The following is a 24,778-nucleotide window of genomic DNA, read 5'->3' on the forward strand; positions in this document are numbered from 1 at the left end:
AGGCTGACCATGACGCTCTCCCGACGCACCCTGCTTTCCTCGGCCCTGGCCGGCACCGCGCTGGCCGCCGTGGGCGGCTCGGAGTTACTGCCGGCCTTCGCCGGCGACGCCACGAAGGCGGCCTCCCCGGCCGGGGACGTGGTCGGCAAGATCACCGTCGGCTACCAGGGGTGGTTCGCTTGCATCGGCGACGGCGCACCGATCAACGCCTGGTGGCACTGGAGCCAGAACGAGTCGCAGGCCCCGTCGCCGAGCAACCAGAACCTGAAGGCCTGGCCCGACATGTCGATCTACAGCTCGGGCTACAAGACCGCCTACGCCAACCTCGGCAACGGCGGCGCGCCCAACCTGTTCTCGTCCTACGACCAGTCCAGCGTCAACGCCCACTTCTCGCTGATGCAGCAGAACGGCTGCGACACCGCCGCGCTCCAGCGCTTCGACCCCAACGGCAGCGAGGGCCCGACCCGGAACGCGGTCACCGCGAAGGTCAACACCGCGGCGCAGCAGTACGGCCGCAAGTTCTACATCATGTACGACGCCTCGGGCTGGACGAACATGAAGACCGAGATGCCGGCCGACTGGACGAACGTGATGTCGCAGTACGCGTCGTCGTCGGCGTACGCGCACCAGAACGGGAAGCCGGTCGTGGGCATCTGGGGCTTCGGGTTCAACGACGCGAACCACCCGTGGTCGGCGGCCGACTGCCTGTCGGTGGTGCAGTGGTTCAAGGACCAGGGCTGTTACGTGATGGGCGGCGTGCCGACGTACTGGCGCACCGGCGTCAGCGACTCGCGGGCCGGATACCTGGACGTCTACTCGGCGTGCGACATGATCTCGCCGTGGATGGTCGGCCGCATCGGCTCGGTCGCGGACTCGAACAACTTCTACACGAACGTCAACGTCGGCGACCAGTCGTATTGCAACTCCAACAACATCGACTACCAGCCGTGCGTCCTGCCCGGCGATCTGTCCGGACGCCAGCGCGCGCACGGCGACTTCATGTGGGCGCAGTTCTACAACATGGTGCGGGTCGGAGCCCAGGGCATCTACATCTCCATGTTCGACGAATACGGCGAGGGCAACCAGATCCTCAATACCGCCCCGACGCAGTCGTTCGTGCCGACCAACTCCGGGCTGCTGTCACTGGATGAGGACGGCACGGCGTGTAGCGCGGACTACTATCTGCGCCTGACCAACGACGGCGGCAAGATGCTGAAGGGGCAGATATCCCTGACCTCGACGCGTCCGACCTCGCCTGAGACCTCCACCGGAGGCGGCTGCGGTTCGATGACCGCGAACCAGCAGCTGACGGCGAACCAGTCGACGCCCTCCTGCGACGGCCGGTTCAAGCTGATCCTGCAAGGCGACGGGAACCTGGTGCTGTACGAAGGCAGCACCGCGCTGTGGGCTTCGGGCACGGCCGGGAAAGCCAGCGCCAACGCCATCATGCAGGGCGACGGCAACTTCGTGATCTACGACACCGGGGGCAGCCCGCTGTGGTCCAGCGGGACGGCCGGGAACAGCGGGGCGCATCTCACGGTGCAGAACGACGGGAACACGGTCATCTTCAGCTCCGGTGGCGCGACGTTGTGGAGCACGGGGACCGGCGGGCACTGAGACGGCGGAAAGTGACAATTCGCGGGGCGCTGAGCGCATATGGCGGCGGAGCCGCGTGGCCTATGAGCGGCGCCTGGCGTCGCCGGACAGCCCTGACAGCCAACCAGGATGCGCAGGCTGTCCGTCTAGGCAGTGCTTCTCTGTCGCGGCCAGCGGGGCCTTGCCCTAGACCGTTTCGCTCGTTCTCGAGGTCGACCGGCGGTTCCGCATGCCGCAAATCGTCACTTCCGCCCCCCTGAAACCGGACCCGATCGATCAGCTCGTCGGCCGCGGGGCCTGATCACCGCCCCGCGGCCGCTGGTCAGGGATCCGATGTCCGGCGAGGAACGAGTACTCGATCCCGGTCAGCCGCTCGGACTCCTCCCACAACCGCCGCTGCGCCTCCGCGTCGTGCGAGGAGTCGCTGGAGGCCAGCAGCGCCGGCCAACCCTTGAACTCGTGCCAGCCGTCCGGGCCGTAGTACTGGCCGGGTTCGGCGGCCGGGTCGGTGGCGGCGCGCAGGATCGGCAGGGCACCCCTTTCGGTGCTGTGGGTGATCGGCAGCGCCAGGCCCCAGTGGCGGCCCCGGAACAGGACCGGCATGGTGCGGTTGAGCTCGCTGCGGGCGCCGCCGGGGTGGGCGGCCAGTGACCCGGTCGGCGCGGCGTGGGCGGTGAGGCGGCGTTGGAGTTCGTAGGCGAACATCAGGTTCGCGAGCTTGGATCCGGCGTAGGCCTTCATGTGCTGGTACCTGTGCTCGGACTGGAGGTCGGCGAAGTCGACGCGGCCCTGCTTGTGCGCGGGGCTGCTCACGGTGACGATCCGCGATCCGGCGGCGCCGAGCATGCGGTCCAGGAGCAGGCCGGTGAGGGCGAAGTGGCCCAGGTGGTTGACGCCCAGGTGGGTCTCGAAGCCGTCCACGGTGCGGCCGGCCGGCTGCCACATCACACCGGCGTTGTTGATCAGGAGGTCGATGCGCGGGTGGCGGTCGCGGAGCGCTTTGGCGGCGGTGTGGATCGAGGCCAGCGAGGCCAGGTTCAGCTCCTCGACCTCGACGTGCGCCGGCGGTGTCGCGGCGCGGATGCGGGCCGCGGCGTCGGCGGCCTTGCGCGGGTCGCGGCAGGCCAGGACGGTGACGGCGCCGCGCCCGGCCAACGCCCGGGCGATCTGGAAGCCGACGCCGGTGTTGGCGCCGGTGATCACGGCGACGCGGCCGGTCTGGTCGGGGATGTCTTGTTCGGTCCAGCGGCTGGTCATGGTGGGCATTCCCTCGTGGAGGACGGCCGAGTCGGGGGCGCGCGGCGGATCCGGGTAGTATCGGGACGGGCATCCCGCTTATGGCTTCGACTATCCGGGATGGCCGTCCCGGTTGTCAACCGCGGCGAGACAGCCGCGATCGAGAAGCCAGGTCCAGAAGCCAGATCGAGAAACCAGCGACAAGGAGAGGTGCATGCGTGCCGACGCCGAGCGCAATCGCGCGCGGATCCTGGACACCGCGATCGCGGCCTTCGCGGCCGAGGGCCTGGGGGTGTCGGTCCAGGAGATCGCCAGGCGCGCCGGGGTCGGGACGGGCACCGTCAGCCGCCACTTCCCCACCAAGGACGCGCTGTTCGAGGCGATCGTGGCCAGTCGTGTCGGCCGCATCGTGGACCGGGTCCAGGACCTGGCCGAGCTGCCGGACCAGCAGGGGGCCTTCGTGGAGTTCCTGACCATCCTGACCGAGGAGGGCGCCGCGAACGTCGGCATCGCCCAGGCCTTCGCCGGAGCCGGTTACGACATGGACGCGGCCGCGGCCGCCGTGGGCTACGACTTCGACGCGGCGATGGCCGCCGCCCTGCACCGAGCCCAAGACGCGCACGTGGTGCGGGCCGACGCGGACGTCGCCGACATCAAAGCGCTGATGGTGAGTTGTATGAGCCGGGGGTCGGCCGACCAGGCCACGCGCGCGCGGATGATCGACATCGTCGCCCGGGGGCTACGGCCGCCGGAATCCGCCGGGGGGTGAAGAGCGAAAGGTGATCGAGATATTCTGCGTGCCGAGCGGCGGGGCGTTCACACAAGCCGTCAGCGTGTCGAGCGCACCTTGTCGTAATGCCGCGCGGCGCGGACCCGGTTCCCGCAGGTCACCGAGCACCACTCGCGCCGCGGGTGCGTCTTCATGAAGTACAGCACGCAGCCCGGCGCGTAGCAGGCCCGCAACTTGCCGGACTCAGGGCCGCCGAGCAGGGTGATCGCCTCGTCCGCGACGCGCGCCAGGGCCGCGGTGATCGCGGAGCTGTCGCTGGAGGATGTCGCTCGCAGCACCCCGTCGGTTAGCGCGATGCGCGGGGCCGGCAGGTGGGCGACGGCGTCGTTGACGTCCCGCACCGCGGCCTCGACGTCCCCGGCCACGTCACCGTCCCCGGACCGCGTGGCGTCGCGCTCGTCGCCGGTCGCGTGCGCCGCGAGCCGGCGCACGGCATCGCGCAGCCGCCGGGCCAGAGCGAGTTCGGCGGCGGTGGCGCTCTGTCCGGCGCGGTCGAGATCCACGGCGTCGAGCCAGGCGGTCAGGTCCTGGGTCGTGGCGAGGTCGTCGTGGAGCCCGGTCACGTCGGCCCAGACCGTCGCCATCAGCCGGACCGGCAGGGCCTCCTCCGGCAGCATCCATTCGCGCTCGCTCACCGCCGTGTCCATGCCCGGAGTTTATCACGCATGACTTGCGCTACATCCGTGAGAGGGTCATGGTAGACCGTGTCACGGAAGAAGCGGCTGAAAGGACCCCGCCATGTCCGAGTCCCGACCCCCGTTCCCGCCCTTCGACGAAGACTCCGCGCTCCAGAAAGTCCAGGCCGCCGAAGACGCGTGGAACACCCGCGACCCGCACAAAGTCGCCCTGGCCTACACACCGGACTCGATCTGGCGCAACCGAGACGTGCACGTGGTGGGCCGGGCGCAGATCGTGGAGTTCCTGACCGCCAAATGGGAAAGCGAGCAGGACTACGCGCTGCGCAAAGGCCTGTGGAGCTTCCGGGGCAACCGCATCGCCGTCCGGTTCCAATACGAATGGCATGACGCCCAGGGCCAGTCGTGGCGCAGCTACGGCAACGAGCTGTGGGAGTTCGACCAGGCCGGGCTGATGAGCCGCCGCGAGGCGTCCATCAACGACCGGCCGATCGCCGAAGCCGACCGGCGGGTGTTCGGCCCGCGCCCGGAATCAGAGCGCGGGCTCGACTTCCCGCTTTGGTGAGCCGCCTTCGGTTTTGGTGAGCCGGCCGGGCTCAGCGCAGGACGGTCTCCTTCGCCGCGGCGGCGATGCCGGGCTGTAGGCGCCGCGCGACGTCGACGTGGTCGCCGGTCCAGATGACCCGGACCGCGGCCGCCGTGGCCTGCCCGTCGCGGTCCACCAGGTCGGTGCGGACCGAGTCGACGAGCCGGGCGGCCGATTCGGGCAGCAGCGGCACCGGTACCGGGATCGGGGTGCGGCCGCCGAGGCTGTCGGCCAGGCCCCGGTACCAGCCGGTGACGCTGTCCGCCGCTTCCAGGATGGCGCTGTGCGCGGCGCTCTGGTCGGCTTTGGGCCGGGTCCGGCCGCTGTTCTGCCACAACGAGACCACCGAGTCGGCCGCCAGCCGCAGCCCGACGACGCCGGTGACCAGGGTCGTGGTGTCGGCCAGCGACAGCGGCTTGGCGCCGCGCTCGGCGAGGTAGGTGCGGTAGGCGTCGTCGAGCCGGCGTGCGGAGGCCGCTGCCTCCCGGCTCTGCGCGGCCACGGGTTCGGCGGCCGGCAGCCCGGCTTTGCCGGCGTCGCAGTGCCCGAGGGCGTAGGCGACGGCGCCGGACAGGTAGCGGGCACTGTCGGCGTAGGCCTTGGCCAGCGCCTTGTCCACGGCCGCGGCGGCACCGCGCGGCCAGAAGAACAACGCGACGACGACGCTGACCCCGCAGCCCAGCGCGATGTCCTGGATCCGCAGCAGCACGATGTGCCAGTCCGGGTTCTGCCCGATGTTGAACAGGATGACCAAGGTGACGGTGAACGCGGCCTGCCCGGCGGTGAAGGAGATCGCGGCCGGGGCGATACCTGCGATGAGGATGGCGATCGGCAGCAGCACCCACAGCACGGTGCCGTGGTGCCCGATCAGTTGCAGCATCCCGGCGCCGATGATCGAGCCCAGGACCGTGCCCAGGATGGCCCGCATCGCGTTCTGCCCGGTGTTCAGCGCGTTGGAGCGCAGCACCGACAGGGTGCCGAGCAGTACCCAGAACGAGTGCTGGACGCTGGTCAGGTCGGCCAGCAGGATCGCGATGGCCAGGCCCACGGAGCCGCGCAGGCTGTTGTGCAGCCACACCGAGTTCCAGCCCAGGTGCGCGCCGGCCCGTTCGCGCGCCGAGGTGAGCGGCTTGGTCAGGGCGCCGGGTTCACGGCCCAGCAGCCGGTCGGGCCAGCTGCGCTGGAAGGCCTGCGCGGCCAGCGAGACGTTCTCGGCGATCTGCACGACCGCGAAGCCCAGCTCCAGGGCCCGGAAGGAGAAGTCGAGCGTGGAGATGAACGTGAAGACCTCGTCCGGGCTCTCGCCGACCGGCTGGTCGACCGGCAGCCGGGCGGTGGAGCTGGCCTCCATCGCGGCCAGCGCGGACTGGAGTTCCCGCACGCCCGACCGCAGCGGGCCGACGTCGCCGCGGAAGTCGGTGAGCAGGTCGGCGGCGCGGTCCAGGACGTCGGCGGCGGCCAGCCGGGCGGTGCGGGCGGCCGGGTCGCAGGCCGGGGGCTGCTCGGTGTAATCGGGCCGGTCGGTGAGGATCGCGGACAGCCAGGTGAGTTCGTCGACCAGGCGGACCAGGGTCCGCGAGGACGTGGACAGGCCGGTGGGCCGGTAGGGGGTGGCGTCGAACATCCGGCGCAGGTCGGCGTTGGCCGCGGAGGTCTCATCGGCGGCGATCTGGCAGGCCCCGATGTTGAAGGCCCGGCGGCCGCCGGTGGCGGAGGCGTCGGCGCGCAGCAGTGCCGCGGCGGCCCGGCACACCCGGGCGGCCGGGCCGCTGAGCGGGTCGGCCGCGGGCCTTGGCCACAGCAGCGTCACCGCCGGCAGGGCAGCGGCGGCGGCCAGCCCGGCGCCGATGAGCCGGTCCGGGAGCTGATCCAGCGGCACCGGGGTGGCGACCGGCAGCACGAACGCCAGCAGCAGCGCCGTGGAGCTGCCGGCCAGCACCGAGCTGACCACACCGGAGAACAGCACACAGAACGCGACCACCAGCGTGGCCAGCACCGACAGCCAGGTGACCCGGGCCACGACGGTACCCACGCAGATCAGCACCGCCCAGGCCACGGCCAGCGCGAACTGCGCGCGCAGCCGCTGGATCAGCGTGCCGCTGAAGTCGACCAGCAGCAGCATCGAGAACGAGCCGAACGCCGCGAAACTCGCCATCGTCGGCGAGTGCAGCACCTGCGTGCACAACGCGAACAGCGCCGGCATCACGACCGCGGTGCGCGCCGCGCGCCGAGTGGCCGCCAGCGCCGGGTCATGCGTGCGCAGCCACCCGGACAACGCCGACGCGCGCTGTCCGGACCAGGCCCCCAACGACATCTACACCTCCGGTGAGAACGTCGGCGGGCTCAGTCGCTACAAGATCGCGCCCCACCGCGCTCCATTGTGTATCACGGTTGGTACGTCTGGCTCGCGTGTGTATCACGGTTGGAAGGTCTGGCTCGGGCCGGCGCTCAGATCAGTGCCTGATTCAAGAGCCTGGTCCGATTCAAGATCCTGAATCCCGAGAACCGACAACAATTCCAGTTTCTCCACCGCGTCGGTCCCGGCCACCGGGCTGAACCACAGCAGCCGCTGGCTGCCGTCCTCGCTGAGCAGGTTCAGGCAGTTGACGTCGATCACCCCGAGCGCGGGGTGCACGATGCGTTTGGCGTCCAGGCGGCGCACGGCCACGTCGTGCCGGCTCCACAGCTCGGCGAACTCCGGGCTGCGCTCCAGCAGCTCGGCGACCAGGCTCCGGGACTCCTCGTCGTGCCTGCCGCGCCTGGCCACGGCCGCCCGCAGGTCCGCCACGAAGCTCTCGGCGTGCCGGGCGTGATCCGCCGGCGGATACAGGCCGCGGGCGGCCGGGTCGGTGAACCAGCGGTAGACGAAGCCGGCGCGCGCCGTGGTCCCGGGCGGCGGCGGGCCGAGCAGCGCGGCGGCCAGGCGGTTCTGCACCAGCACCACGTGCAGGTCGGTGATCACCCGGGCCGGGGTGTCGACCAGCCGGTCGAGCAGGTCCATCATGCCCGGGCTGACGTGCGCCGCGGCGCTGCCGGCCGGCGGGACGGGGCGGCCGGCCAGGTGGTAGAGGTGGTCGCGCTCGTCGCGGGACAGGCGCAGGGCCCGGGCCAGGGCGGCGAGCATCTGCTCCGAGGGCTGCGCGCCGCCGCGTTCGAGCTCGATGTAGTAGTCGACCGAGGCGCCCGCGAGCTGGGCGACCTCGTCGCGGCGCAGCCCGGGGACCCGGCGCCGTGGCCCGGATGGCAGCCCGACTTCACGCGGGCGGATCCGGTCGCGCCGGGATTTCAGGAAGCCTCCGAGTTCAGCGAGATCCACATCCCCAGTCTGCGTCATGCCCGGATCCGGAGCCAGGGGGTGGCGACCCCTGGGTAGACGGCAACTGGTTAGCGGCTCGGGGCGGGCGCAAGGTGGTGACGTCACCGAGAAACGGAGCACATCATGACCACTGAGAACACCGCCCAGGGCACTTCGCAGGACGCCTCGCAGGTCACCGCGGCCACGAACCCGGCCGCGAGCCCGGCTACGAGCCCGGCCGCGGACGGTACGCAGGGCCGCGTCGCGATCGTCACCGGCGGTTCGCGCGGCATCGGCCGGGCCGTCGCCGACCAGCTGGCCGCCGAGGGCTACGCCGTGGTGCTCGCCTATGCCGGCCGCACCGACCTGGCCGAACAGGCCGTCGCCGAGATCGGGGCCGCGGGCGGCCGGGCGGTGGCCGTGCAGGCGGACGTCGCCGACGAGGCGGCGGTGGCGGACCTGTTCGATCGGGCCGAGGCGGAGTTCGGCGGGGTGGACGCGGTGGTGAACGCCGCGGGCCGGATGAAGCTGTCCACGATCGTCGATCTGGACCTGGCCGATCTGGACGACATGCACCGCACCAACATCCGCGGCACTTTCGTGGTGGCGCAGCAGGCGGCGCGGCGGCTGCGGGCCGGCGGTGCGCTGATCACGTTCTCGACGTCGGTGATGGGCACCAAGTTCCCCACCTACGGCGCCTACGTGGCCAGCAAGGGCGCGGTCGAGGCGCTGACCCTGGTCCTGGCCCGTGAGCTGCGCGGCCGGGACGTGACGGTCAACGCCGTGGCGCCCGGGCCGACCGCCACCGACATGTTCCTGGACGGCAAGGACGAGGAGCTGATCGCGCGGCTGGCCGCGCAGTCGCCGCTGGAGCGGCTGGGGATGCCGGACGACATCGCCTCGGTGGTGGCCTTCCTGGCCGGCCCGCGGGGGCACTGGGTCAACGGTCAGGTGCTGCGGATCAACGGCGGGATGGTGTGAACGATGAGTGAGAGCAACGTCGCCGGCGCTTTGGAGCGCAAAGTCATCGTGGTCACCGGCGCCTCGTCGGGCTTCGGGAACCTGGCCGCGCGGGCCCTGGCCCGGGCCGGGGACATCGTTTACGCCGGGATGCGGGCCACGCAGGGCCGGAACGCGCCGCGCGTGGCGGAGCTGGCCGAGTTCTCCGCCGCGCAGGGGGTGGATGTGCGCGGCATCGAGATGGATGTGCAGGACCAGGTCTCGGTAGACGCGGCCGTCGCCCGGATCGCCGAGGAGCAGGGCCGGCTGGACGTCGTGGTGCACAACGCCGGGCACATGGTCCTCGGGCCGGCCGAGGCGTTCACCCCCGAGCAGCTGGCCGAGCTGTATGACATCAACGTGCTGAGTACGCAGCGGGTCAACCGCGCGGCGCTGCCGCTGATGCGGCGTGCCGGGTCGGGACTGCTGGTGTGGGTGGCCAGTTCCAGCACCCGGGGCGGGCACCCGCCGTTCCTGGCGCCGTACTTCGCGGCCAAGGCCGCTATGGACGCCCTGGCCGAGAGCTACGCGGCCGAGGTCATCCGGTACGGCATCGACACCGTGATCGTGGTGCCCGGCGCCTACCCGTCCGGCACCAACCACTTCGCGCACGCCGGCCTGCCGGCCGACGCCGAACGGGCCGCCGAGTACGACGGCGCCTACGGGGAGCTGCGCGAGCAGCTGGCCGAGCGGCTGGCCGGGCTGTTCCCGGCCGGGCGTGAGGTGGACGAGGTGGCCGAGGCGATCGTGGACGTGGTGGGCCGGCCGGCCGGGCAACGTCCGTTCCGGGTCCACATCGATCCCAGCCGGGACGGCAGCGACGTCGTGTCGACCGTCAGCGACCGCATCAGGTCCGAGTTCTACCACCGCATCGGAATCGCCGACCTGCTGCCCGAGCGGGCCAGCCGGTAAGCGGTAGCTGGTAACCGTTAACAGAGACGAGATAAGACATGCCATTCGCGAATTTCAAAGTCCCGGCCGGCACCCTGGACGCCGAGCAGAAGGCGAAGATCGTGCACCGCACCACCGAGCTGTATGTGGAGATCTACGGCGAGCGCGCCCGCGGCGGGACGATGGTGCTGGTCGAGGAGGTCGCCGACGGCGGCTGGGGCATCGGCGACCAGGTGCTGACGCTGGCGGTGCTGCGGGCCGGTGACGGCGGCGCCGGATGGACCTCCGAGACCTCCGCGGGCGAGGGTTAGCGCTCGGCGCGGCTACGCGCTACCGCTGCTCGCCGGCTACCGCTGCTCGCCGACCAGCGCGTAAGCCCGCACCGGGAACGACCCCATGCCCTGCACTGCCGGCGGCACGGCGAAGAAGCGGAAGCCGTACGGCGGCAGCTGTTCCAGCCCGCGAAGGTGCTCCACGATGGGGATCCCGGCCGCCAGCAGCGCGGTGTGCGCCGGCCGGGCGCCGTCGGCGGCGTCGTCGACGTTCACCGAGTCGATGCCGACCAGCGCCGCCCGCTGCCCGACCAGCCACGCGGCGGCCTCGGCGGTGAGGAACGGGTGGCCCTCGCCGTAGCGGTCGGTGCCGAAGTGCCGGTCCCACCCGGTGTGGATCAGCACGGCCCGGCCGGCGAGGTCGTAGGGCAGGAACACGCCGCGCTCGATGGCCCGTTCGGCCGCGCCGCCGACCCGGACCACCACCGCGTCCAGGTCGGCGAAGCGCGAGGGCTGCATCGCGGCGATGTCGTCGCCGTCGGCGAAGCGGTGGAACGGGCTGTCGACGTAGGTGCCGGTGTTGGCGAGCATCGAGATGCGGCTGATGGAGAACTCGGTGCCCGGCGCGTAGTGCCCCCGCGACTGCTCACGCGAGATGTACTCGCCGATCTCCGGGCCGGGCAGCCCCGGGTAGGTGACCATCCCGTGCCGGATCACGTGGCTCAGGTCCACGACGCGCTGCCCGGGCCTGGCCTCGGGCTGAGCCTGCGCGCCCACAGTGCCGCGAGACCCCTTGTGCGGCTCCCGCAGCATCCGCTTGTTGCTGATGACCACCTCGCCGACCATCAGCAGCCCGAGGTGCCGCACGAACAGCTCCCCCAGTTCAGCGTCGCCGATCTGCGGCCCGGCCACATCCAGCCGGAAACCCTGCGTCTGCAAGGCACCGCCGTTGGCGAAGGTCACGTCGGCGTCGAACTCGACGCGCCACTGCTCACTGCTCTCGCTCATCCCTCGATGATCTGTAAAGCAGCGTTTCAGCACAAGCGGCGATCCACATGGTCGCCTCGGGTCAGTACTCTGGCAGTCGTATCTCTTAGGGGGCACTAGCCGTGAAGTACTCGGGGACGGACTCGTGGGAGATCCGCGTCAACGAATTTGACTGGCTGCTCGGTCCCGCGCTGTGGATCAGGGCGGCGGAACGGATCGATGTACCGATCGCCGGGGTCGTCACGGGGCCGCTGGACATCGACGAGCTGGACCTCGACGAGCTGCCGCAGCCCTCGGCCGATACCGGCGCCGTGTCGGGCACGGCGCTGGCGCGGGGCTGGCTGCACTTGTGGAACGCGGCCGTGTTCTGGCCGCCGCTCAAGAACCAGGAAGTGCTGGCCGAGGTGGCGCGGTTCGCACCGCCGGACTTCGAGGCGCTCGCCGATTTCCCCGACTTCCGCCGGGTCTTCGCAGCCCGGTGGCCGCAGGCCCACGCCTGGCACTCGGCCCGCAAGCGTGCCGGCATCCAGGCTCTGCACGATCGGGCGAACACCGGAGTCCGCCTCGATATCGAAGGCGATGTGGTGCGTGCGGTGGAGGCAGAGATGGGGCGCAAGCCGGCTCCGTTCAGTCTGCACCTCATCGTGTTGCCGGTGGCCGAGGACCTCATCCGTCCGGCGGGCGAGGGGACGTACCTGGTCCCCGAGCGCTTCCGCCGGACGGCCGGGTATCAGCAGTGGCTGGCCTCCACAGTGCGGGCGCTGGCCTAGAAGCTCGCCTAAGCCGCAGCACGCCGCCGCGCGCCCGGGACCACCAGCGGCGTCCCGCTCTCCGGGTCCTCGATCACCCGGCACGCCAGCCCGAACACCTGCTGCACCAGCTCGGCGGTGACGATGTCCGCCGGCCGGCCGCTGGCCGCCACCCGGCCGTCGCAGAGCACGATCAGGTGGGTGGCGTAGCGGGCGGCCTGGTTGAGGTCGTGCAGTACCGCGACCAGGGTGCGGCCTTCCTCCTCGTGCAGGCGGGCGCACAGGTCCAGGATCTCCACCTGGTGTGCGATGTCCAGGTAGGTGGTGGGTTCGTCGAGCAGCAGCAGCGGGGTCTGCTGGGCCAGGACCATCGCGGTCCACACCCGTTGCCGCTGGCCGCCGGACAGTTCGTCGACGGCGCGGTCGGCCAGGTCGGTGACGCCGGTGGCGGCCATCGATTCGGCGACGATCCGCTCGTCCTGGCGCGACCACTGCCGCAGCAGTCCCTGGTGCGGGTGCCGGCCGCGGGAGACCAGGTCGGCGACGGTGATGCCGTCCGGTGCGATCGAGGTCTGCGGCAGCAGGCCGACGATGCGGGCGACCTGCTTGGTGGGCAGGGTCGCGATGTCGGCGCCGTCCAGCAGCACGGTCCCGGCCTTCGGCTTCAGCAGCCGGGACAGGGCCCGCAGCAGCGTGGACTTGCCGCAGGCGTTGGGGCCGACGATGACGGTGAAGGACCGGTCCGGGATCGCGACGTTGAGGTCCTCGGCGACGGTCCGGCCGTCGTAGGCCAGGGTCAGTGCGGTGCCGCCGAGGCGGGACGGGGCGGCCGTTTCGGGCGTCGCGGTGTCGGTCATCGTCGTGCTCGTCGTGCTCATGTCCTCGGGCTTCCCATCTGTCGTCATATCCGTCCGGCCTTGCGTCCCATCGCCAGCAGCCACATCAGGTACCCGCCGCCCAACACGCCGGTGACGACGCCGACCGGCAGCTGGCGCCCGGGGATCGCGTGCTGCGCCGCCAGGTCGGCGCAGGTCAGCAGCACCGCGCCGAGCAGCATCGAGGGGATCAGGTTCGGCCCCGGCGCCCGGGTGAGCCGCTTGGCCAGCTGCGGGGCGGTGAGCGCGACGAACGCCACCGGGCCGGCGGCGGCCGCGGCGAACGAGGTGAGCAGCACCGCGGCCACCAGGGCCGTGAGCCGAACCCGTTCCACCGCCACGCCCAGGGCCGCCGCGGTGTCATCGCCCATCTCCATGACATGCAGGGCCCTGCTACAGGTGATGAGCACCACCGGGACCAGCACGGCCATCGCGATCGCCAGCGGTGCGGCGTCGGCCCAGGCCCGGCCGTCCAGGCTCCCGGTGATCCACAGCAGCGCCCGGGTGGCGTCCATCAGCTGGGCCTTGGTCAGCAGGTAGCCGTTGACGCCGCTGAGGATCGCCGAGACCCCGATACCGGTCAGGATCAGCCGATAGCCGTGCACGCCGCGGCGCCAGGCCAGGACGTAGACGCCGACCCCGGTCGCCACTCCCCCGATCACCGCCCCGAAGGCCAGCGCCGCACTGCTGCCGCCGGCCACGACCACCACCAGCGCGCCGGTGGCCGCGCCCTGGGTGAAACCGAGCATGTCAGGGCTGCCCAGCGGATTGCGGACCAGCGACTGGAACACCGCGCCGGCCAACGCCAGCGCCGCCCCGACCAGCAGCGCGGTCACCACCCGGGGCAGGCGCAGCTGCACCACGATGAAGTGGTCGGCGAGCGTCCCGCCGCCGAACAACGTCCGCAGCACCTCCGCCGGCGCGATCCGGTAGTCGCCGCTGCCCAGGGTCACGACCACGGCAGCGAACGCGACCACGGCGAACAGGGCGCTCGCCGTGAGGGCCCGGGGCCGGTAGCGCACCGACAAGGCGGCGCCTCGCAGAACCCTCATGCCCGCACCGCCTTGCCACGGCGCAGAAAATACAGGAACACCGGGCCGCCGAGCACGCTGGTGACCACGCCGACCTGGATCTCACCGGGCCGGACCAGCACCCGGCCCAGCACGTCGGCGCCCAGCAGCACCACCGGCGCCAGCACCGCGCAGTACGGCAGCAGCCAGCGCAGATCCGGGCCGGTGATGACCCGCACCACGTGCGGCACCATCAGCCCGACGAACACGATCGGCCCGCACGCCGCCGTCGCCGCCCCGCACAGCAGCGTCACCGCCACGATCGCCGCGGCCCGGATCACCGTCGGCCGCGAGCCCAACGCCACCGCCGAATCCTCCCCGAGCGCCAGCGCGTTCAACGGCCGGGCCAACGCCAACGCCACCACGACCCCGGCGGCGATGAACGGCAACACCCTGACCACCGTCGAGGACGTCGCCGCGGCCAGCGACCCGACCGTCCAGAACCGCATCGCCTGCAACGAAGCCGAATCCAGCAGCATCGCGGCACTGACATAAGAGAACAGCGCCGCGTTCAACGCCGCCCCGGCCAGCGCCAGCCGCACCGGCGTCGCCGACCGGCCCCCGCCGATCAGATAGCCGAACGTGGTCGCGACCGCCGCCCCGGCCAGCGCGAACCAGATGTAGCCGTCGAACGTACCGATACCGAACAGCCAGGTCGCACTGACCACCGCCGCCGAAGCCCCGGCGTTCACCCCCAACAACCCCGGATCGGCCAGCGGATTACGGGTCAGCGCCTGCATCACCGCACCGGCCAGACCCAGACCCACCCCGACCAGCAGACCGAGCAGCGTGCGCGGCAGCCGCATCTGATGCACGACCGTGTAATACGGCGAGGCCGGATCGGTCAGGCCGGCCCACACCTGGCCCACCGACAGCGATTTCGCACCGAAGCTGATGCTCAGCACCAGCACCGCGGCCAGCAAGGCGGCCGCCACGGCCAGGCCCGCGCCACGGCTGAGCCGGCGCGCGCCGTCTGACCTGCGGGGTATCGGGACGGCGGCCTCAGGGGCCTGTGTTGGTGCGGTGGCTGACAAGTCCTGGCTCCGGTTCCGCGGATCGGACGACCCCTCTTGGGTCGGTGCTCAGGTTAGGCTAACCTAACCTCGCTGGCGCCGGGTAGGCACCTCAACCCCGAGAAAGCGACATTCATGCCCCTCTCCTCACATATTTCCGCTCCGTCCCGACGAGGCGTGCTGGCCGCGGCCGGCGGTGGCGCCCTGGCCGCCGTCCTGGCCGCCTGCGGCGGCAGCGGCAGTTCGAGCTCTTCCTCCGGAACCGGCGCGGCGGCGAAAACCGGCCCGGCCGGGCCCTGGTCCTTCACCGACGACCGCAAACAGACGGTGAAGACCTCGGCCGCCCCGACCCGCGTCGTGGCGTTCACCGGCACGGCCGCGGCACTGGTCGACTTCGGCGTGGACGCCCAGATCGTCGGGGTGTTCGGCGAGACCACGCTGCCCGACGGCAAACCCACCGCGCAGGCCGGCGACCTGAACGTCGGCAAGGTGACGGTGCTGGGCAACGTCTGGGGCGAGTTCAACGTCGAGAAGTACGCCGCGCTCAACCCGCAGCTGCTGGTCACGCACATGTACGAGCCCGGAGCCCTGTGGTACGTGCCGGATGAGAGCAAGGACCAGATCGCCAAGCTCGCCCCCAGCGTCGCGATCAACGTCGCGCGGGTGTCGCTGCCCACCCCGATCCAGCGCTACGCCGACCTGGCCGCCTCGCTCGGCGCGGACCTGAACGCGCCGAAGGTGACCAGCGCCAAGACCCGGTTCCAGAGCGCCGCCGAGACACTGCGCACCGCGGCGAAGGCAGCCGGCGGGCTGAAAGTACTGGCGGCCTCCGGCAGCGCCAACACGTTCTACGCCTCCAACCCGAAGATCGCCGCCGACCTGATGTACTTCGCCGAACTCGGCGTGGAGCTCATCGTCCCGAACAAGCTCGACAGCGGCGACTACTTCGAGAGCCTGAGCTGGGAGAACGCCGACAAATACCCGGCGGACCTGATCCTGCTCGACAGCCGCTCCACCGCATTGCAGCCGCAGCAGCTCGCTGCGAAACCGACCTGGAACGCGCTGCCCGCGGTGAAGGCCGGACAGGTCACGCCCTGGGACGCCGTGCCCCGGTTCTCCTACGCCGGCGCCGCCCCGCTGCTGGAAAACCTCGCCAAGGCGATTCAGAACTCCAAGAAGGTGAGCTGACAGTGACCTCTTCTTCAGTGACCGCGGTCCTGGCCGCCAGCGCGGCGGCCGCGGCGATCTCCTCACTGGACGCGGACGGCGCGCTGCCGCCGGCGGCCACGGCCGGCACGGCGTCCAGGCTCGTGCACGGCAAGTTCCGGTTCTTCCACGCCCGGGTGGTCGGCACCCGGCGGCTGGGGCCCTCGATCGTCCGCGTCACCTTCGGCGGCGAGCAGCTGCGGGACTTCGCCGGCGGCGGCCGGGACCAGAGCTTCTCGCTGTTCCTGCCGCGGGCCGGGCAGCAGGTGCCGGTCGTGCCCACCGACGCCGGGGACGACTGGTTCGGGCAGTGGCGGGCCATGGGCGAGGACCAGCGGGCCGTCATGCGCTCCTACACGATCCGGTCCCACGACCGCGAACACCACGAGGTCGACGTCGACTTCGTCCTGCACGGCACCGCCAGCGGCGCCAGCGGCAGCACAGGATCGGCCGGGCCCGCGTCCCGCTGGGCCGCCGAGGCCGTGCCGGGCGACCGCGTAGTCCTGCTCGGCCCGGCCGACCAGGACAACCGCAGCATCGGCTTCCAGCCGCCGGCCGACACCGACTGGGTCCTGATCGCCGCCGACGAGACCGCGCTGCCGGCCGCCGCCGCGATCCTGGAATGGCTGCCGGAGGAGATGCGGGCGCGGGCCTGGATCGAAGTCCCGGATCTGCGGGACACCCAGGAACTGCTCAGCGCCGCCGAGGCCGACATCACCTGGCTGGTCCGCGATCCGGCGCAGCGGCCCGGAGCGCTGCTGGCCGACGAAATCCGCGATGCGAACTTCCCCGACGGGGCGCCCTACGCCTGGCTGGCCGGCGAGGCCGCGATGATCAAGACCCTGCGGCGCCACCTGGTCGGCGAACGCGGCTTCGACCGCCGGCGCGTGGAGTTCTCCGGATACTGGCGCCTCGGCGCGACCGAGGAGGATCTGCGCACTGAGAAAATCGCCGCCGCCGCCGCAGCCGCAGCCACCGCCGGACCCGCAGACGCCGCACTGCCCGACGCCGAGCCCACTGCCGCGACCGCAACCGCCGGACCCGCAGATGCCGAGCTGCCCGACGCCGCGACCGCGACCGCCGAACCGGCGCGCGCCAAGCCCGCTACCGCCGACCAGCAGCCGGGAGACGCCCAGTGAGCCCTCAGGCCACCGCCACCGCCGTGGCCACCGCCCGCGCCATCTTCTCCCCCGCCGTCGAAGACGCCGCCCGGCACCTGTTCAACGAGCGCACCCTGGAGCGCTACCGGACCGCCCTGTCCGACGGCATCGACCGCGTCAGCGACCAGATCGCCACCGCGCCCAGCCCATTCACCGGCATCAGCCCCGCAGACCTGGCCCCGGCCATCGCCGGCACCGACCTGGACCGGCCGCTGGAAGACACCGCCGCCGCACTCGACGAACTCCAAGACCTCTACCTGCGCGACGCCGTCTACTTCCACCACCCCCGCTACCTGGCCCACCTCAACTGCCCGGTCGTGATCCCGGCGCTGCTCGGCGAAACCGTCCTGTCCGCGATCAACTCCTCCCTGGACACCTGGGACCAAAGCGCCGGCGGCACCCTGATAGAGCGCCGCCTCATCGACTGGACCGCCGACCGGATCGGCCTGGGCCCGGCCGCCGACGGCGTGTTCACCAGCGGCGGCAGCCAATCCAACTTCCAAGCCCTGCTGCTGGCCCGCGAAGAAACACTGGCCAAGGCCGCGGCCGCCGAATCAGCGCCGGAACACGCCGGCGGACACGGCGACTCGCGGCACATCATGGACCGGCTACGCATCTTCGTCTCCGAAGCCGGACACTTCAGCATCCGCAAATCCGCCAAGATGCTCGGCCTGAGCCCGCAGGCCGTGGTGAGCGTCGAGACCGACACCCGCAAGCGGATGCGGCCGCAGGCCCTGGCCTGGGAACTGGAGCAGTGCCGCTGGGCCGGCTTCATCCCGATGGCCGTGGTCGCCACCGCCGGCACCACCGACTTCGGCTCCATCGACCCGCTGCCCGCGATCGCCGCGCTGTGCGCCGAATCCGGCGCCTGGTTCCACGTCGACGCCGCCTACGGCTGCGGCCTGCTGGTCTCCCGCTCCCGGCGCCCACTGCTGACCGGCATCGAACACGCGGACTCGGTCACCGTCGACTTCCACAAGGCGTTCTTCCAGCCGGTCAGCTCCAGCGCGCTGATCGTCCGCGACCGCGCCACCTTGACCCACGCCACCTACCACGCCGACTACCTGAACCCGGCGCGCGCCGTCGAGCAGCGCATCCCCAACCAGGTCGACAAGAGCATCCAGACCACGCGCCGGTTCGACGCGCTCAAACTCTGGCTGACGCTGCGGATCATGGGCCCGGACGCCGTGGGCGAGCTGTTCGACGAGGTGATCGACCGGGCCGGGCAGGCCTGGGTGCTGCTCACCGTCGATCCGCGGTTCGAGGTGGTGACCCGGTCCCAGCTCAGCACCCTGGTCTTCCGCTACCTGCCGCCGGAGGGCCCGGCCCGGGACCTGGCCGACGGCGCGAACCTGTACGCCCGGCAGGCCCTGGCCGACTCCGGCGCGGCGCTGGTGGCCGCGACGAAGGTGGGCGGCCGGCACTACCTGAAGTTCACCCTGCTGAACCCCGAGACCACGGTCGACGACATCGCGCACGTCCTGGACCTGATCGCGGGCCACGCCGCCGAGTACGTCCAGGCGATGAGCACCGCCGACACCCGGCTCGCCTGACCGACACCCGGCGCGCCTGACCCAGCCACGGAGAAGCCCCTCTTGACCACGCACGACTTCATCGCCATCGGCCTGGGCCCCTACAACCTGGGCCTGGCCTGCCTGACCGATCCGATAGACGGCCTGAACGGCCTGTTCCTGGAAGCCCGCACCGAGGCCGCCTACGCCTGGCATCCCGGGATGCTGCTGGAGACGGCGACGTTGCAGACGCCGTTCATGGCCGACCTGGTGACCCTGGCCGACCCGACGTCGCCGTTCTCGTTCCTGAACTTCCTGAAGGAGACCGGGCGGCTCTACCCCTTCTACATCCGGGAAAGCTTCTACCCGGTCCGTGCCGAGTACGACCAGTACTGCCGCTGGGCCGCGGCCCGGCTGCGCAACCTGCGCTTCGGAGGCAAGGTGTCCCGCGTCGACTACGACGAGGCAGACCGCTGCTACGTGGTCCGGTCGGTCGACGCCGACACCGGCCTGGTGGCCGTGGACCGGGCCCGTCATCTGGTCCTGGGCACCGGGACGCCGCCGCACATCCCGGACGCCTGCGCCGGGCTCGGCGGCGATCTGGTCCACAGCGCCGACTACCTCAGCGGCAAGGCCGCTTTGCAGAGCAAGGAGAGCATCACGGTCGTGGGCAGCGGCCAAAGCGCCGCGGAGATCTACCTCGACCTGCTCGCCGACGCCGGCCCCGACACCTATCACCTGAGCTGGGTGACCCGCTCGCCGCGGTTCTTCCCGCTGGAATACACCAAACTCACCCTGGAGATGACCTCGCCGGACTACGTGGACTACTTCCACGCACTGGGAGAGGACACCCGCTACCGGCTGGAAGCCGAACAGAAAGGCCTGTTCAAAGGCATCGACGCGGTACTGATCAACGAGATCTTCGACTGTCTGTACCTCAAGAGCATGCACGGCCCGGTCGCCACCCGGCTGGTCACCAACACCGAGATGCGCGCGGCCCGCTACGACGAGACCGGCGGCACCTACACCCTGGACCTGCACCACCACGAACAGGACCGGGCATTCTCCCTGGCCACCCAGGGCCTGGTGCTGGCCACCGGCTACCGCTATCAGACCCCGGACTTCCTGGAACCGGTCCGGGACCGGCTGCGCTTCGACCGGCACGGCCGCTTCGACGTCGCCCGCAACTACAGCATCGACACCGCCGGCAACGAGATCTTCCTCCAGAACGGCGGCACCCACACCCACAGCATCACCTCCCCGGACCTGGGCATGGGCGCCTACCGGAACTCCTGGATCATCAGCGAGATGCTCGGCCGGGACTACTACCCGGTGGAGAAGACCATCGCGTTCCAGGACTTCGGCGCACCGGACGGGCTGCTGACATGACCGCGGCGATACCCGGCTTCGCCATGGCCGGCCCGGTCGGACAGATCACGCTGCGACCGATCCAGGCCGAGCACGACACCGAGATCGAGATGCTGCACCGCTGGGTCACCCACCCGAAGACCGCGTTCTGGCTGATGCAGGACTGCACCTTGGAGCAGGTCCGCCAGGAGTACCAGCGGATCGCCGCACACCCGCACCACGAGGCGTTCCTGGGGCTGATCGACGGCCGGCCGGGATTCCTGGCCGAGCGCTACGACCCCCGGTACGTCGAGCTGGCCGGTTTGTACGAGCCCGAAGACGGCGACGTCGGGATGCACTTCCTGTGCGCACCGGGCCGCACCCCGATACACGGCTTCACCCGGGCCGTCATCACCGCCGTCATGGCCTGGATCTTCACCGACCCGGACGCGCTGCGCGTGGTCGTCGAACCGGACATCCGCAACACCGCGGTCCAGGCCCTCAACGCCGCGGTCGGCTTCCAGGTCCTGGACCGGATCACCAAACCCGAGAAGGAAGCACTGCTGAGCGTGTGCACCTGGCACGCCTTCCAGTCCGCCACCAGCGCACTGCCCACCTTCCCAGCACTCCCGCACCGAGGAACCGCCGAATGAACCCCCGCGACGCCGTTCGCCACCTGACGCCCGACACCTGGGACCGCGCCAACCGACACCTGGTCCGCAAGGCCATCGCCGAGTTCTCCCACGAACGGCTGCTCACCCCCCAGCCGGTAGCCGACACCGGCACCGGCACCGGCACAGAGACCGGAGCCGAAACCGAGACCGAAGCCGGCACCGGCGGCACTTTCGCAATACCCAGCGACGACGGCACAGTCCAATACCACTTCGCCGCGCAGATCCTGGCCCTGGACCACTGGCAGATCGACGCCGAAAGCATCGCGCGCGTCCGCGCCGAGGACAGCCGAGCGCTGCCGCTGGACGCCGCCGAATTCTGCACCGAACTGCGCGGCACGCTCGGCCTGAGCGATCAAGTACTGCCGGTCTACCTGGAAGAGATCAGCTCCACGCTGGCCAGCACCGCGTACAAACTCAGCAAACCGCCGATGTCGGCGGCCGAGGTGGCGCGCGCCGATTTCCAGCGGATCGAGTCGGAGATGACCGAGGGGCATCCGACGTTCGTGGCCGGCAGTGGCCGGATCGGTTTCGGCGTCGACGATTTCCGCCAGTACGCGCCGGAGGCGGCGCATCCGGTGCGGCTGATCTGGGTGGCGGCGCATCGGGACCACGCGGCGTTCTCGGCGTCGGCGGACACCGATTATGAGAGCTTGATCCGCGCTGAGCTCGGTGCGGAGTTGTTGGGGCTGTTCGGTGCGGTCATGACCGGGCTGGGCCTGGATCTGGACGATTATCTGCTGATCCCGGTGCATCCTTGGCAGTGGTGGAACAAGCTGGCGGTGACGTTCGCCGGGGACATCGCCCGGCAGCGGCTGGTGTGTCTGGGCCCGGGCGATGACGAGTATGTGCCGCAGCAGTCGATCCGGACGTTCTTCAACGCCACCGATCCGGCCAGGCATTATGTGAAGACGGCGCTGTCGGTGCTGAACATGGGGTTCATGCGGGGGTTGTCGGCGGCTTACATGGAGGCGACGCCGGCGATCAACGACTGGCTGGCCGCGCTGATCGCCGATGACGCGGTGCTGAAGCGCACCGGGTTGTCGGTGATCCGGGAGCGGGCGGCGGTCGGGTATCGGCATCGGCAGTTCGAGGCGGCGACCGAGAAGGGTTCGCCGTATCGGAAGATGCTGGCGGCGTTGTGGCGGGAGAGCCCGGTGCCGGCGTTGGAGCCGGGGCGGCGGTTGGCGACGATGGCGAGTCTGCTGCATGTGGATCGGGACGGCGGTTCGCTGGCGGCGGCGCTGATCGAGCAGTCGGGGTTGGCACCCGAAGTGTGGTTGCGGCGGTATCTGGACGCGTATCTGACGCCGCTGCTGCACTGCTTCTACGCCTACGGTCTGGTGTTCATGCCGCACGGTGAGAACGTGATCCTGGTGCTGGACGAGGTCGGCGCGGTGGAGCGGGTCGTGTTCAAGGACATCGCCGAGGAGATCGCGGTGATGGACGCCGCGGTGCCGTTGCCGGCCGGTGTGGAGCGGATCCGGGTGGACGTGCCGGAGGATGTCCGGCTGCTGTCGATCTTCACCGATGTCTTCGACTGTTTCCTGCGGTATCTCAACGCGATCCTGGCCGGGCGGGAGGTGCTGGACCAGGAGGCGTTCTGGGCCACGGTCGCCGAGTGCGTGCACGCGTATCAGGACTCGACTCCTGAGCTGGCCGAGCGGTTCGAGCGCTTCGACCTGTTCGCGCCGCGGTTCGCGCTGTCCTGCCTGAACCGGCTTCAGCTGCGGAACAACCAGCAGATGGTCGATCTGGCCGATCCGGCCGGGGCGTTGCAGCTGGCCGGGACGTTGGACAATCCGCTGGCGGGCCGGCGCCGGTTGGCCGGCTGAGCGCGCGGGTATGGCTGGCGCGATGTCCGAGATGCGGGTGGCGAACGATCTCCTGGCCGATCCGGTACGGCTTCGGGCCCGGTTCGGGCAGGACGGGTATCTCCTCTTCCGGGACGTCTTGGCCGCTGATGCGGTGCGCGGCGTCGGTGAGGAGTTGGTACGTATCCTCGCCTCGCAAGGGCTCGTCTCCGGCGGCGGGCCGGTGCCGACGTGGATCGGCGGGGAGTTGACCGAATCCGGCGAGCGCGACTTGCAGGAGTTGTTCAACGAGCAGGCGCTGTGGGAGGGGCTGGTCGCCGCCCCGGCGGTGGCGGGGTTCTTCGCTCAGGTCGCGGGCGGGCCGGTCGGCTTCATCCCGCTGGCGCGGTATCGGGTCATGCCGCCCGGTGGCGCGACACAGGCCCATCAGGACGCTCTGCTCAATCCGGGGTTCGCCATGACCACGGCCTGGATCCCGCTGATGGGGATCGACGAGGAGTTGGGCGGCCTGGCGGTGGCTGTCGGCAGCCACCACTGGGGCTGTATGGCTCCGGAGTCGTTGCCGCCGCTTGCGGGGTTGTGGCGGTCGGTGGCCTACGGGGTCGGCGATGTCGTGCTGATGCATGAGGCGCTGGTCCACACCGGGTTGGCCAACCGCTCGGGTTCCGGGCTCCGGTTGTCGGTCGATGTGCGGTATCAGGATCCTTCGGCGCCCGCGGCGGTGGTCGGTCCGATCGTGGCCGCGGAGGCGGGTTCGGTGCGGATCGCGGCGGCGGACGGATCGGTCGTGGAGTTGGCGGTCGATGACTCGACGCTGCTGCGGGCCAGTACCGGGGCGCGGGTCGCCAGGTCGGAGGTGGCCGCGTCGGAGCTCGTCGCGGGGCGGCGGGTCATCGCCTCGCGGCGTGGCGGGGTGGCCGTCATGGTCAAGCCGCTGTAGCTGGTTGTGCTGGTTGCTGGCTGCTGGGAGGCCGGGGCGGTGACAGGTTGGAGCTCCTAAGATCGCCGCATGTCCACCATCGAGATCGTCACCACCGCCGACCGCCCCGACCTTGAAGCCCGCGCGAAGTCCCTGCTCTCCGGCGGCTGGCCGGCGTTCGTGCTTCGCGATCCGCTGTCCAACACCTACCGTGACCGGGTGCGCAGCTACTTCCCGCAGTTCGATGTGCTGCTGGTTCAGGACGGCGAGGTGCTGGCCGACGGCCGGGCGGTGGCGCTGCGCTGGGACGGTGAGACGGCCACGATCCCGGAGGGCTATGACGGCGCGCTGGTGGAGTCGGTGACCGGGCATGAGAACGGTGTCGCACCTGACACGCTGTGCATCATGGCGGCCACGGTGCGGCCCGACCGCACCGGCGGCGGCCTGGCGGGCAAGGTGTTGTCGGCGTTGCGGGAACGGGCGAGCCAGGCCGGGCTGTCGCGGGTGATCGCGCCGGTGCGGCCGGCTCTGAAGGCCAGGTATCCGCTGACGCCGATGGCGCAGTTCGCCGCCTGGGCTCGCGGCGACGGGCTGCACCTGGACCCGTGGGTGCGCACGCACCAGCGGCTCGGCGCGACGATCCTGGGTGCGGCGCCGCGGTCGATGGTCGTGCCCGGGACCGTCGCGCAGTGGGAGACGTGGACCTCGATGGCGTTCCCGCAGAGCGGACAGTACGTGGTGCCGGACGCGCTGGACCTGGTGGACATCGACCGCGAACAAGACCGCGGACTCTACGCCGAGACCAACCTGTGGATGCGGCACCAGTAGCCCACCGGTAGCCCGCCAGTAGCCCGCCCCGCGGCGCCTCCACCTTCGGGGTGGAGGCCCACGATGCACCTGCACCCCTGCGCCCGCCGGGTGGAGATCCAGAACTCCACCCGCGCGCCGATGCCCCTGGCGCCGTCGGGCCGTCAGGCTGGGACGGCCGGGATCATTCGGGCCCCGGCGTCGGGTGAAGGGGTTTGATTCGTGTTCCACACAAGCATCAGGGGTGTGCGGCGGCCGGCGGCGGCCACTGTCGGGCTGTTGCTGGGCGGGTTGTTGTGCGCGGCGGCCCCGGCCGCCGCGGCTTCCGGCGGCGGGGTCGGGGCCGGGG

General features: G+C 71.0%; 23 protein-coding genes. 15 read left to right on the top strand and 8 right to left on the bottom strand.

Going from position 1 to position 24,778, the window contains the following annotated elements:
• Positions 1-9 precede the first annotated feature (9 nt).
• Positions 10-1,617, top strand: a complete 1,608-nt coding sequence (locus IZR01_RS32675; RefSeq protein WP_194926110.1) for a lectin — start codon at positions 10-12, stop codon at positions 1,615-1,617.
• A gap of 255 nt (positions 1,618-1,872) precedes the next feature.
• Here the strand turns inward: IZR01_RS32675 and IZR01_RS32680 are convergent, their stop codons facing one another.
• A complete protein-coding gene (locus IZR01_RS32680) occupies positions 1,873-2,853 on the bottom strand; it encodes an oxidoreductase (RefSeq protein WP_194926111.1) in 981 nt (326 codons plus the stop codon).
• A gap of 193 nt (positions 2,854-3,046) precedes the next feature.
• Between IZR01_RS32680 and IZR01_RS32685 the strand changes: the two genes are divergently transcribed.
• Positions 3,047-3,601 (top strand): TetR/AcrR family transcriptional regulator, encoded by a 555-nt coding sequence (locus tag IZR01_RS32685; RefSeq protein ID WP_194896178.1) that lies wholly within the window; start codon positions 3,047-3,049, stop codon positions 3,599-3,601.
• Between the two features lie 59 nt (positions 3,602-3,660).
• On the opposite strand, the gene IZR01_RS32690 is transcribed toward IZR01_RS32685, so the two are convergent.
• Entirely contained in the window at positions 3,661-4,269 is a 609-nt protein-coding gene (locus IZR01_RS32690; RefSeq protein WP_228560718.1) for a CGNR zinc finger domain-containing protein, read from the bottom strand.
• 91 nt (positions 4,270-4,360) lie between these two features.
• Here IZR01_RS32690 and IZR01_RS32695 point away from each other — a divergent pair, with 91 nt between their 5' ends.
• A complete protein-coding gene (locus IZR01_RS32695; RefSeq protein ID WP_194926112.1) occupies positions 4,361-4,822 on the top strand; it encodes a nuclear transport factor 2 family protein in 462 nt (153 codons plus the stop codon).
• A gap of 31 nt (positions 4,823-4,853) precedes the next feature.
• Here the strand turns inward: IZR01_RS32695 and IZR01_RS32700 are convergent, their stop codons facing one another.
• Together IZR01_RS32700 and IZR01_RS32705 are read right to left on the bottom strand one after the other, a co-directional pair.
• Positions 4,854-7,157 (bottom strand): FUSC family protein, encoded by a 2,304-nt coding sequence (locus IZR01_RS32700; RefSeq protein ID WP_194926113.1) that lies wholly within the window; start codon positions 7,155-7,157, stop codon positions 4,854-4,856.
• 102 nt (positions 7,158-7,259) lie between these two features.
• The gene (locus IZR01_RS32705) at positions 7,260-8,159 is read right to left on the bottom strand and encodes an MmyB family transcriptional regulator (protein WP_194896195.1); all 900 of its coding nucleotides are present in this window, start codon (positions 8,157-8,159) and stop codon (positions 7,260-7,262) included.
• A gap of 123 nt (positions 8,160-8,282) precedes the next feature.
• Here IZR01_RS32705 and IZR01_RS32710 point away from each other — a divergent pair, with 123 nt between their 5' ends.
• Genes IZR01_RS32710 through IZR01_RS32720 form a run of 3 tightly spaced genes read left to right on the top strand, consistent with a single transcriptional unit; the run spans position 8,283 to position 10,339 of the window.
• On the top strand, positions 8,283-9,119 hold the full coding sequence (locus IZR01_RS32710; RefSeq protein WP_194926114.1) for an SDR family oxidoreductase: 837 nt from the start codon (positions 8,283-8,285) through the stop codon (positions 9,117-9,119).
• 30 nt (positions 9,120-9,149) lie between these two features.
• A complete protein-coding gene (locus IZR01_RS32715) occupies positions 9,150-10,049 on the top strand; it encodes an SDR family NAD(P)-dependent oxidoreductase (RefSeq protein WP_194926127.1) in 900 nt (299 codons plus the stop codon).
• A gap of 38 nt (positions 10,050-10,087) precedes the next feature.
• A complete protein-coding gene (locus tag IZR01_RS32720; protein WP_194926115.1) occupies positions 10,088-10,339 on the top strand; it encodes a tautomerase family protein in 252 nt (83 codons plus the stop codon).
• Between the two features lie 36 nt (positions 10,340-10,375).
• On the opposite strand, the gene IZR01_RS32725 is transcribed toward IZR01_RS32720, so the two are convergent.
• Complete coding sequence (locus tag IZR01_RS32725) at positions 10,376-11,308, bottom strand: cyclase family protein (protein WP_194926116.1); 933 nt, start codon at positions 11,306-11,308, stop codon at positions 10,376-10,378.
• 101 nt (positions 11,309-11,409) lie between these two features.
• Here IZR01_RS32725 and IZR01_RS32730 point away from each other — a divergent pair, with 101 nt between their 5' ends.
• Positions 11,410-12,057: a hypothetical protein gene (locus tag IZR01_RS32730; protein ID WP_194926117.1), complete on the top strand. Its 648-nt coding sequence runs from the start codon at positions 11,410-11,412 to the stop codon at positions 12,055-12,057.
• An 8-nt stretch (positions 12,058-12,065) separates the two neighbouring features.
• Here the strand turns inward: IZR01_RS32730 and IZR01_RS32735 are convergent, their stop codons facing one another.
• Genes IZR01_RS32735 through IZR01_RS32745 form a run of 3 tightly spaced genes read right to left on the bottom strand, consistent with a single transcriptional unit; the run spans position 12,066 to position 15,015 of the window.
• Positions 12,066-12,893: an ABC transporter ATP-binding protein gene (locus IZR01_RS32735; protein WP_194926128.1), complete on the bottom strand. Its 828-nt coding sequence runs from the start codon at positions 12,891-12,893 to the stop codon at positions 12,066-12,068.
• A gap of 44 nt (positions 12,894-12,937) precedes the next feature.
• The gene (locus tag IZR01_RS32740; protein ID WP_194896185.1) at positions 12,938-13,963 is read right to left on the bottom strand and encodes a FecCD family ABC transporter permease; all 1,026 of its coding nucleotides are present in this window, start codon (positions 13,961-13,963) and stop codon (positions 12,938-12,940) included.
• Complete coding sequence (locus IZR01_RS32745) at positions 13,960-15,015, bottom strand: FecCD family ABC transporter permease (protein WP_194926118.1); 1,056 nt, start codon at positions 15,013-15,015, stop codon at positions 13,960-13,962. Before IZR01_RS32745 ends, IZR01_RS32740 begins: the two co-directional genes overlap by 4 nt.
• A 114-nt stretch (positions 15,016-15,129) precedes the next feature.
• Between IZR01_RS32745 and IZR01_RS32750 the strand changes: the two genes are divergently transcribed.
• The 8 genes from IZR01_RS32750 (at position 15,130) to IZR01_RS32785 (ending at position 24,450) form a co-directional block, all read left to right on the top strand.
• Entirely contained in the window at positions 15,130-16,182 is a 1,053-nt protein-coding gene (locus IZR01_RS32750) for an ABC transporter substrate-binding protein (RefSeq protein ID WP_194926119.1), read from the top strand.
• Positions 16,183-16,184: 2 nt separating this feature from the next.
• Complete coding sequence (locus IZR01_RS32755; RefSeq protein ID WP_323747166.1) at positions 16,185-17,339, top strand: siderophore-interacting protein; 1,155 nt, start codon at positions 16,185-16,187, stop codon at positions 17,337-17,339.
• Positions 17,336-18,913, top strand: a complete 1,578-nt coding sequence (locus IZR01_RS32760) for a pyridoxal phosphate-dependent decarboxylase family protein (RefSeq protein ID WP_194926120.1) — start codon at positions 17,336-17,338, stop codon at positions 18,911-18,913. The genes IZR01_RS32755 and IZR01_RS32760 overlap by 4 nt, the downstream gene beginning before the upstream one ends.
• A gap of 42 nt (positions 18,914-18,955) precedes the next feature.
• A complete protein-coding gene (locus IZR01_RS32765) occupies positions 18,956-20,260 on the top strand; it encodes a lysine N(6)-hydroxylase/L-ornithine N(5)-oxygenase family protein (RefSeq protein ID WP_194926121.1) in 1,305 nt (434 codons plus the stop codon).
• Positions 20,257-20,871 carry a GNAT family N-acetyltransferase gene (locus IZR01_RS32770; RefSeq protein ID WP_194926122.1) on the top strand — a complete coding sequence of 205 codons (615 nt, stop codon included), beginning with the start codon at positions 20,257-20,259 and terminating at the stop codon, positions 20,869-20,871. Before IZR01_RS32765 ends, IZR01_RS32770 begins: the two co-directional genes overlap by 4 nt.
• Positions 20,868-22,724 (top strand): IucA/IucC family protein, encoded by a 1,857-nt coding sequence (locus IZR01_RS32775; RefSeq protein ID WP_194926123.1) that lies wholly within the window; start codon positions 20,868-20,870, stop codon positions 22,722-22,724. Before IZR01_RS32770 ends, IZR01_RS32775 begins: the two co-directional genes overlap by 4 nt.
• A gap of 22 nt (positions 22,725-22,746) precedes the next feature.
• Positions 22,747-23,643, top strand: coding sequence for a phytanoyl-CoA dioxygenase family protein (locus tag IZR01_RS32780; RefSeq protein ID WP_194926124.1), 897 nt, complete (start codon positions 22,747-22,749; stop codon positions 23,641-23,643).
• A gap of 69 nt (positions 23,644-23,712) precedes the next feature.
• Positions 23,713-24,450 carry a hypothetical protein gene (locus IZR01_RS32785; RefSeq protein ID WP_194926125.1) on the top strand — a complete coding sequence of 246 codons (738 nt, stop codon included), beginning with the start codon at positions 23,713-23,715 and terminating at the stop codon, positions 24,448-24,450.
• Positions 24,451-24,778 lie beyond the last annotated feature (328 nt).

Source organism: Catenulispora pinisilvae, assembly GCF_015356865.1.
Taxonomy (GTDB): Bacteria; Actinomycetota; Actinomycetes; order Streptomycetales; family Catenulisporaceae; genus Catenulispora; species Catenulispora pinisilvae.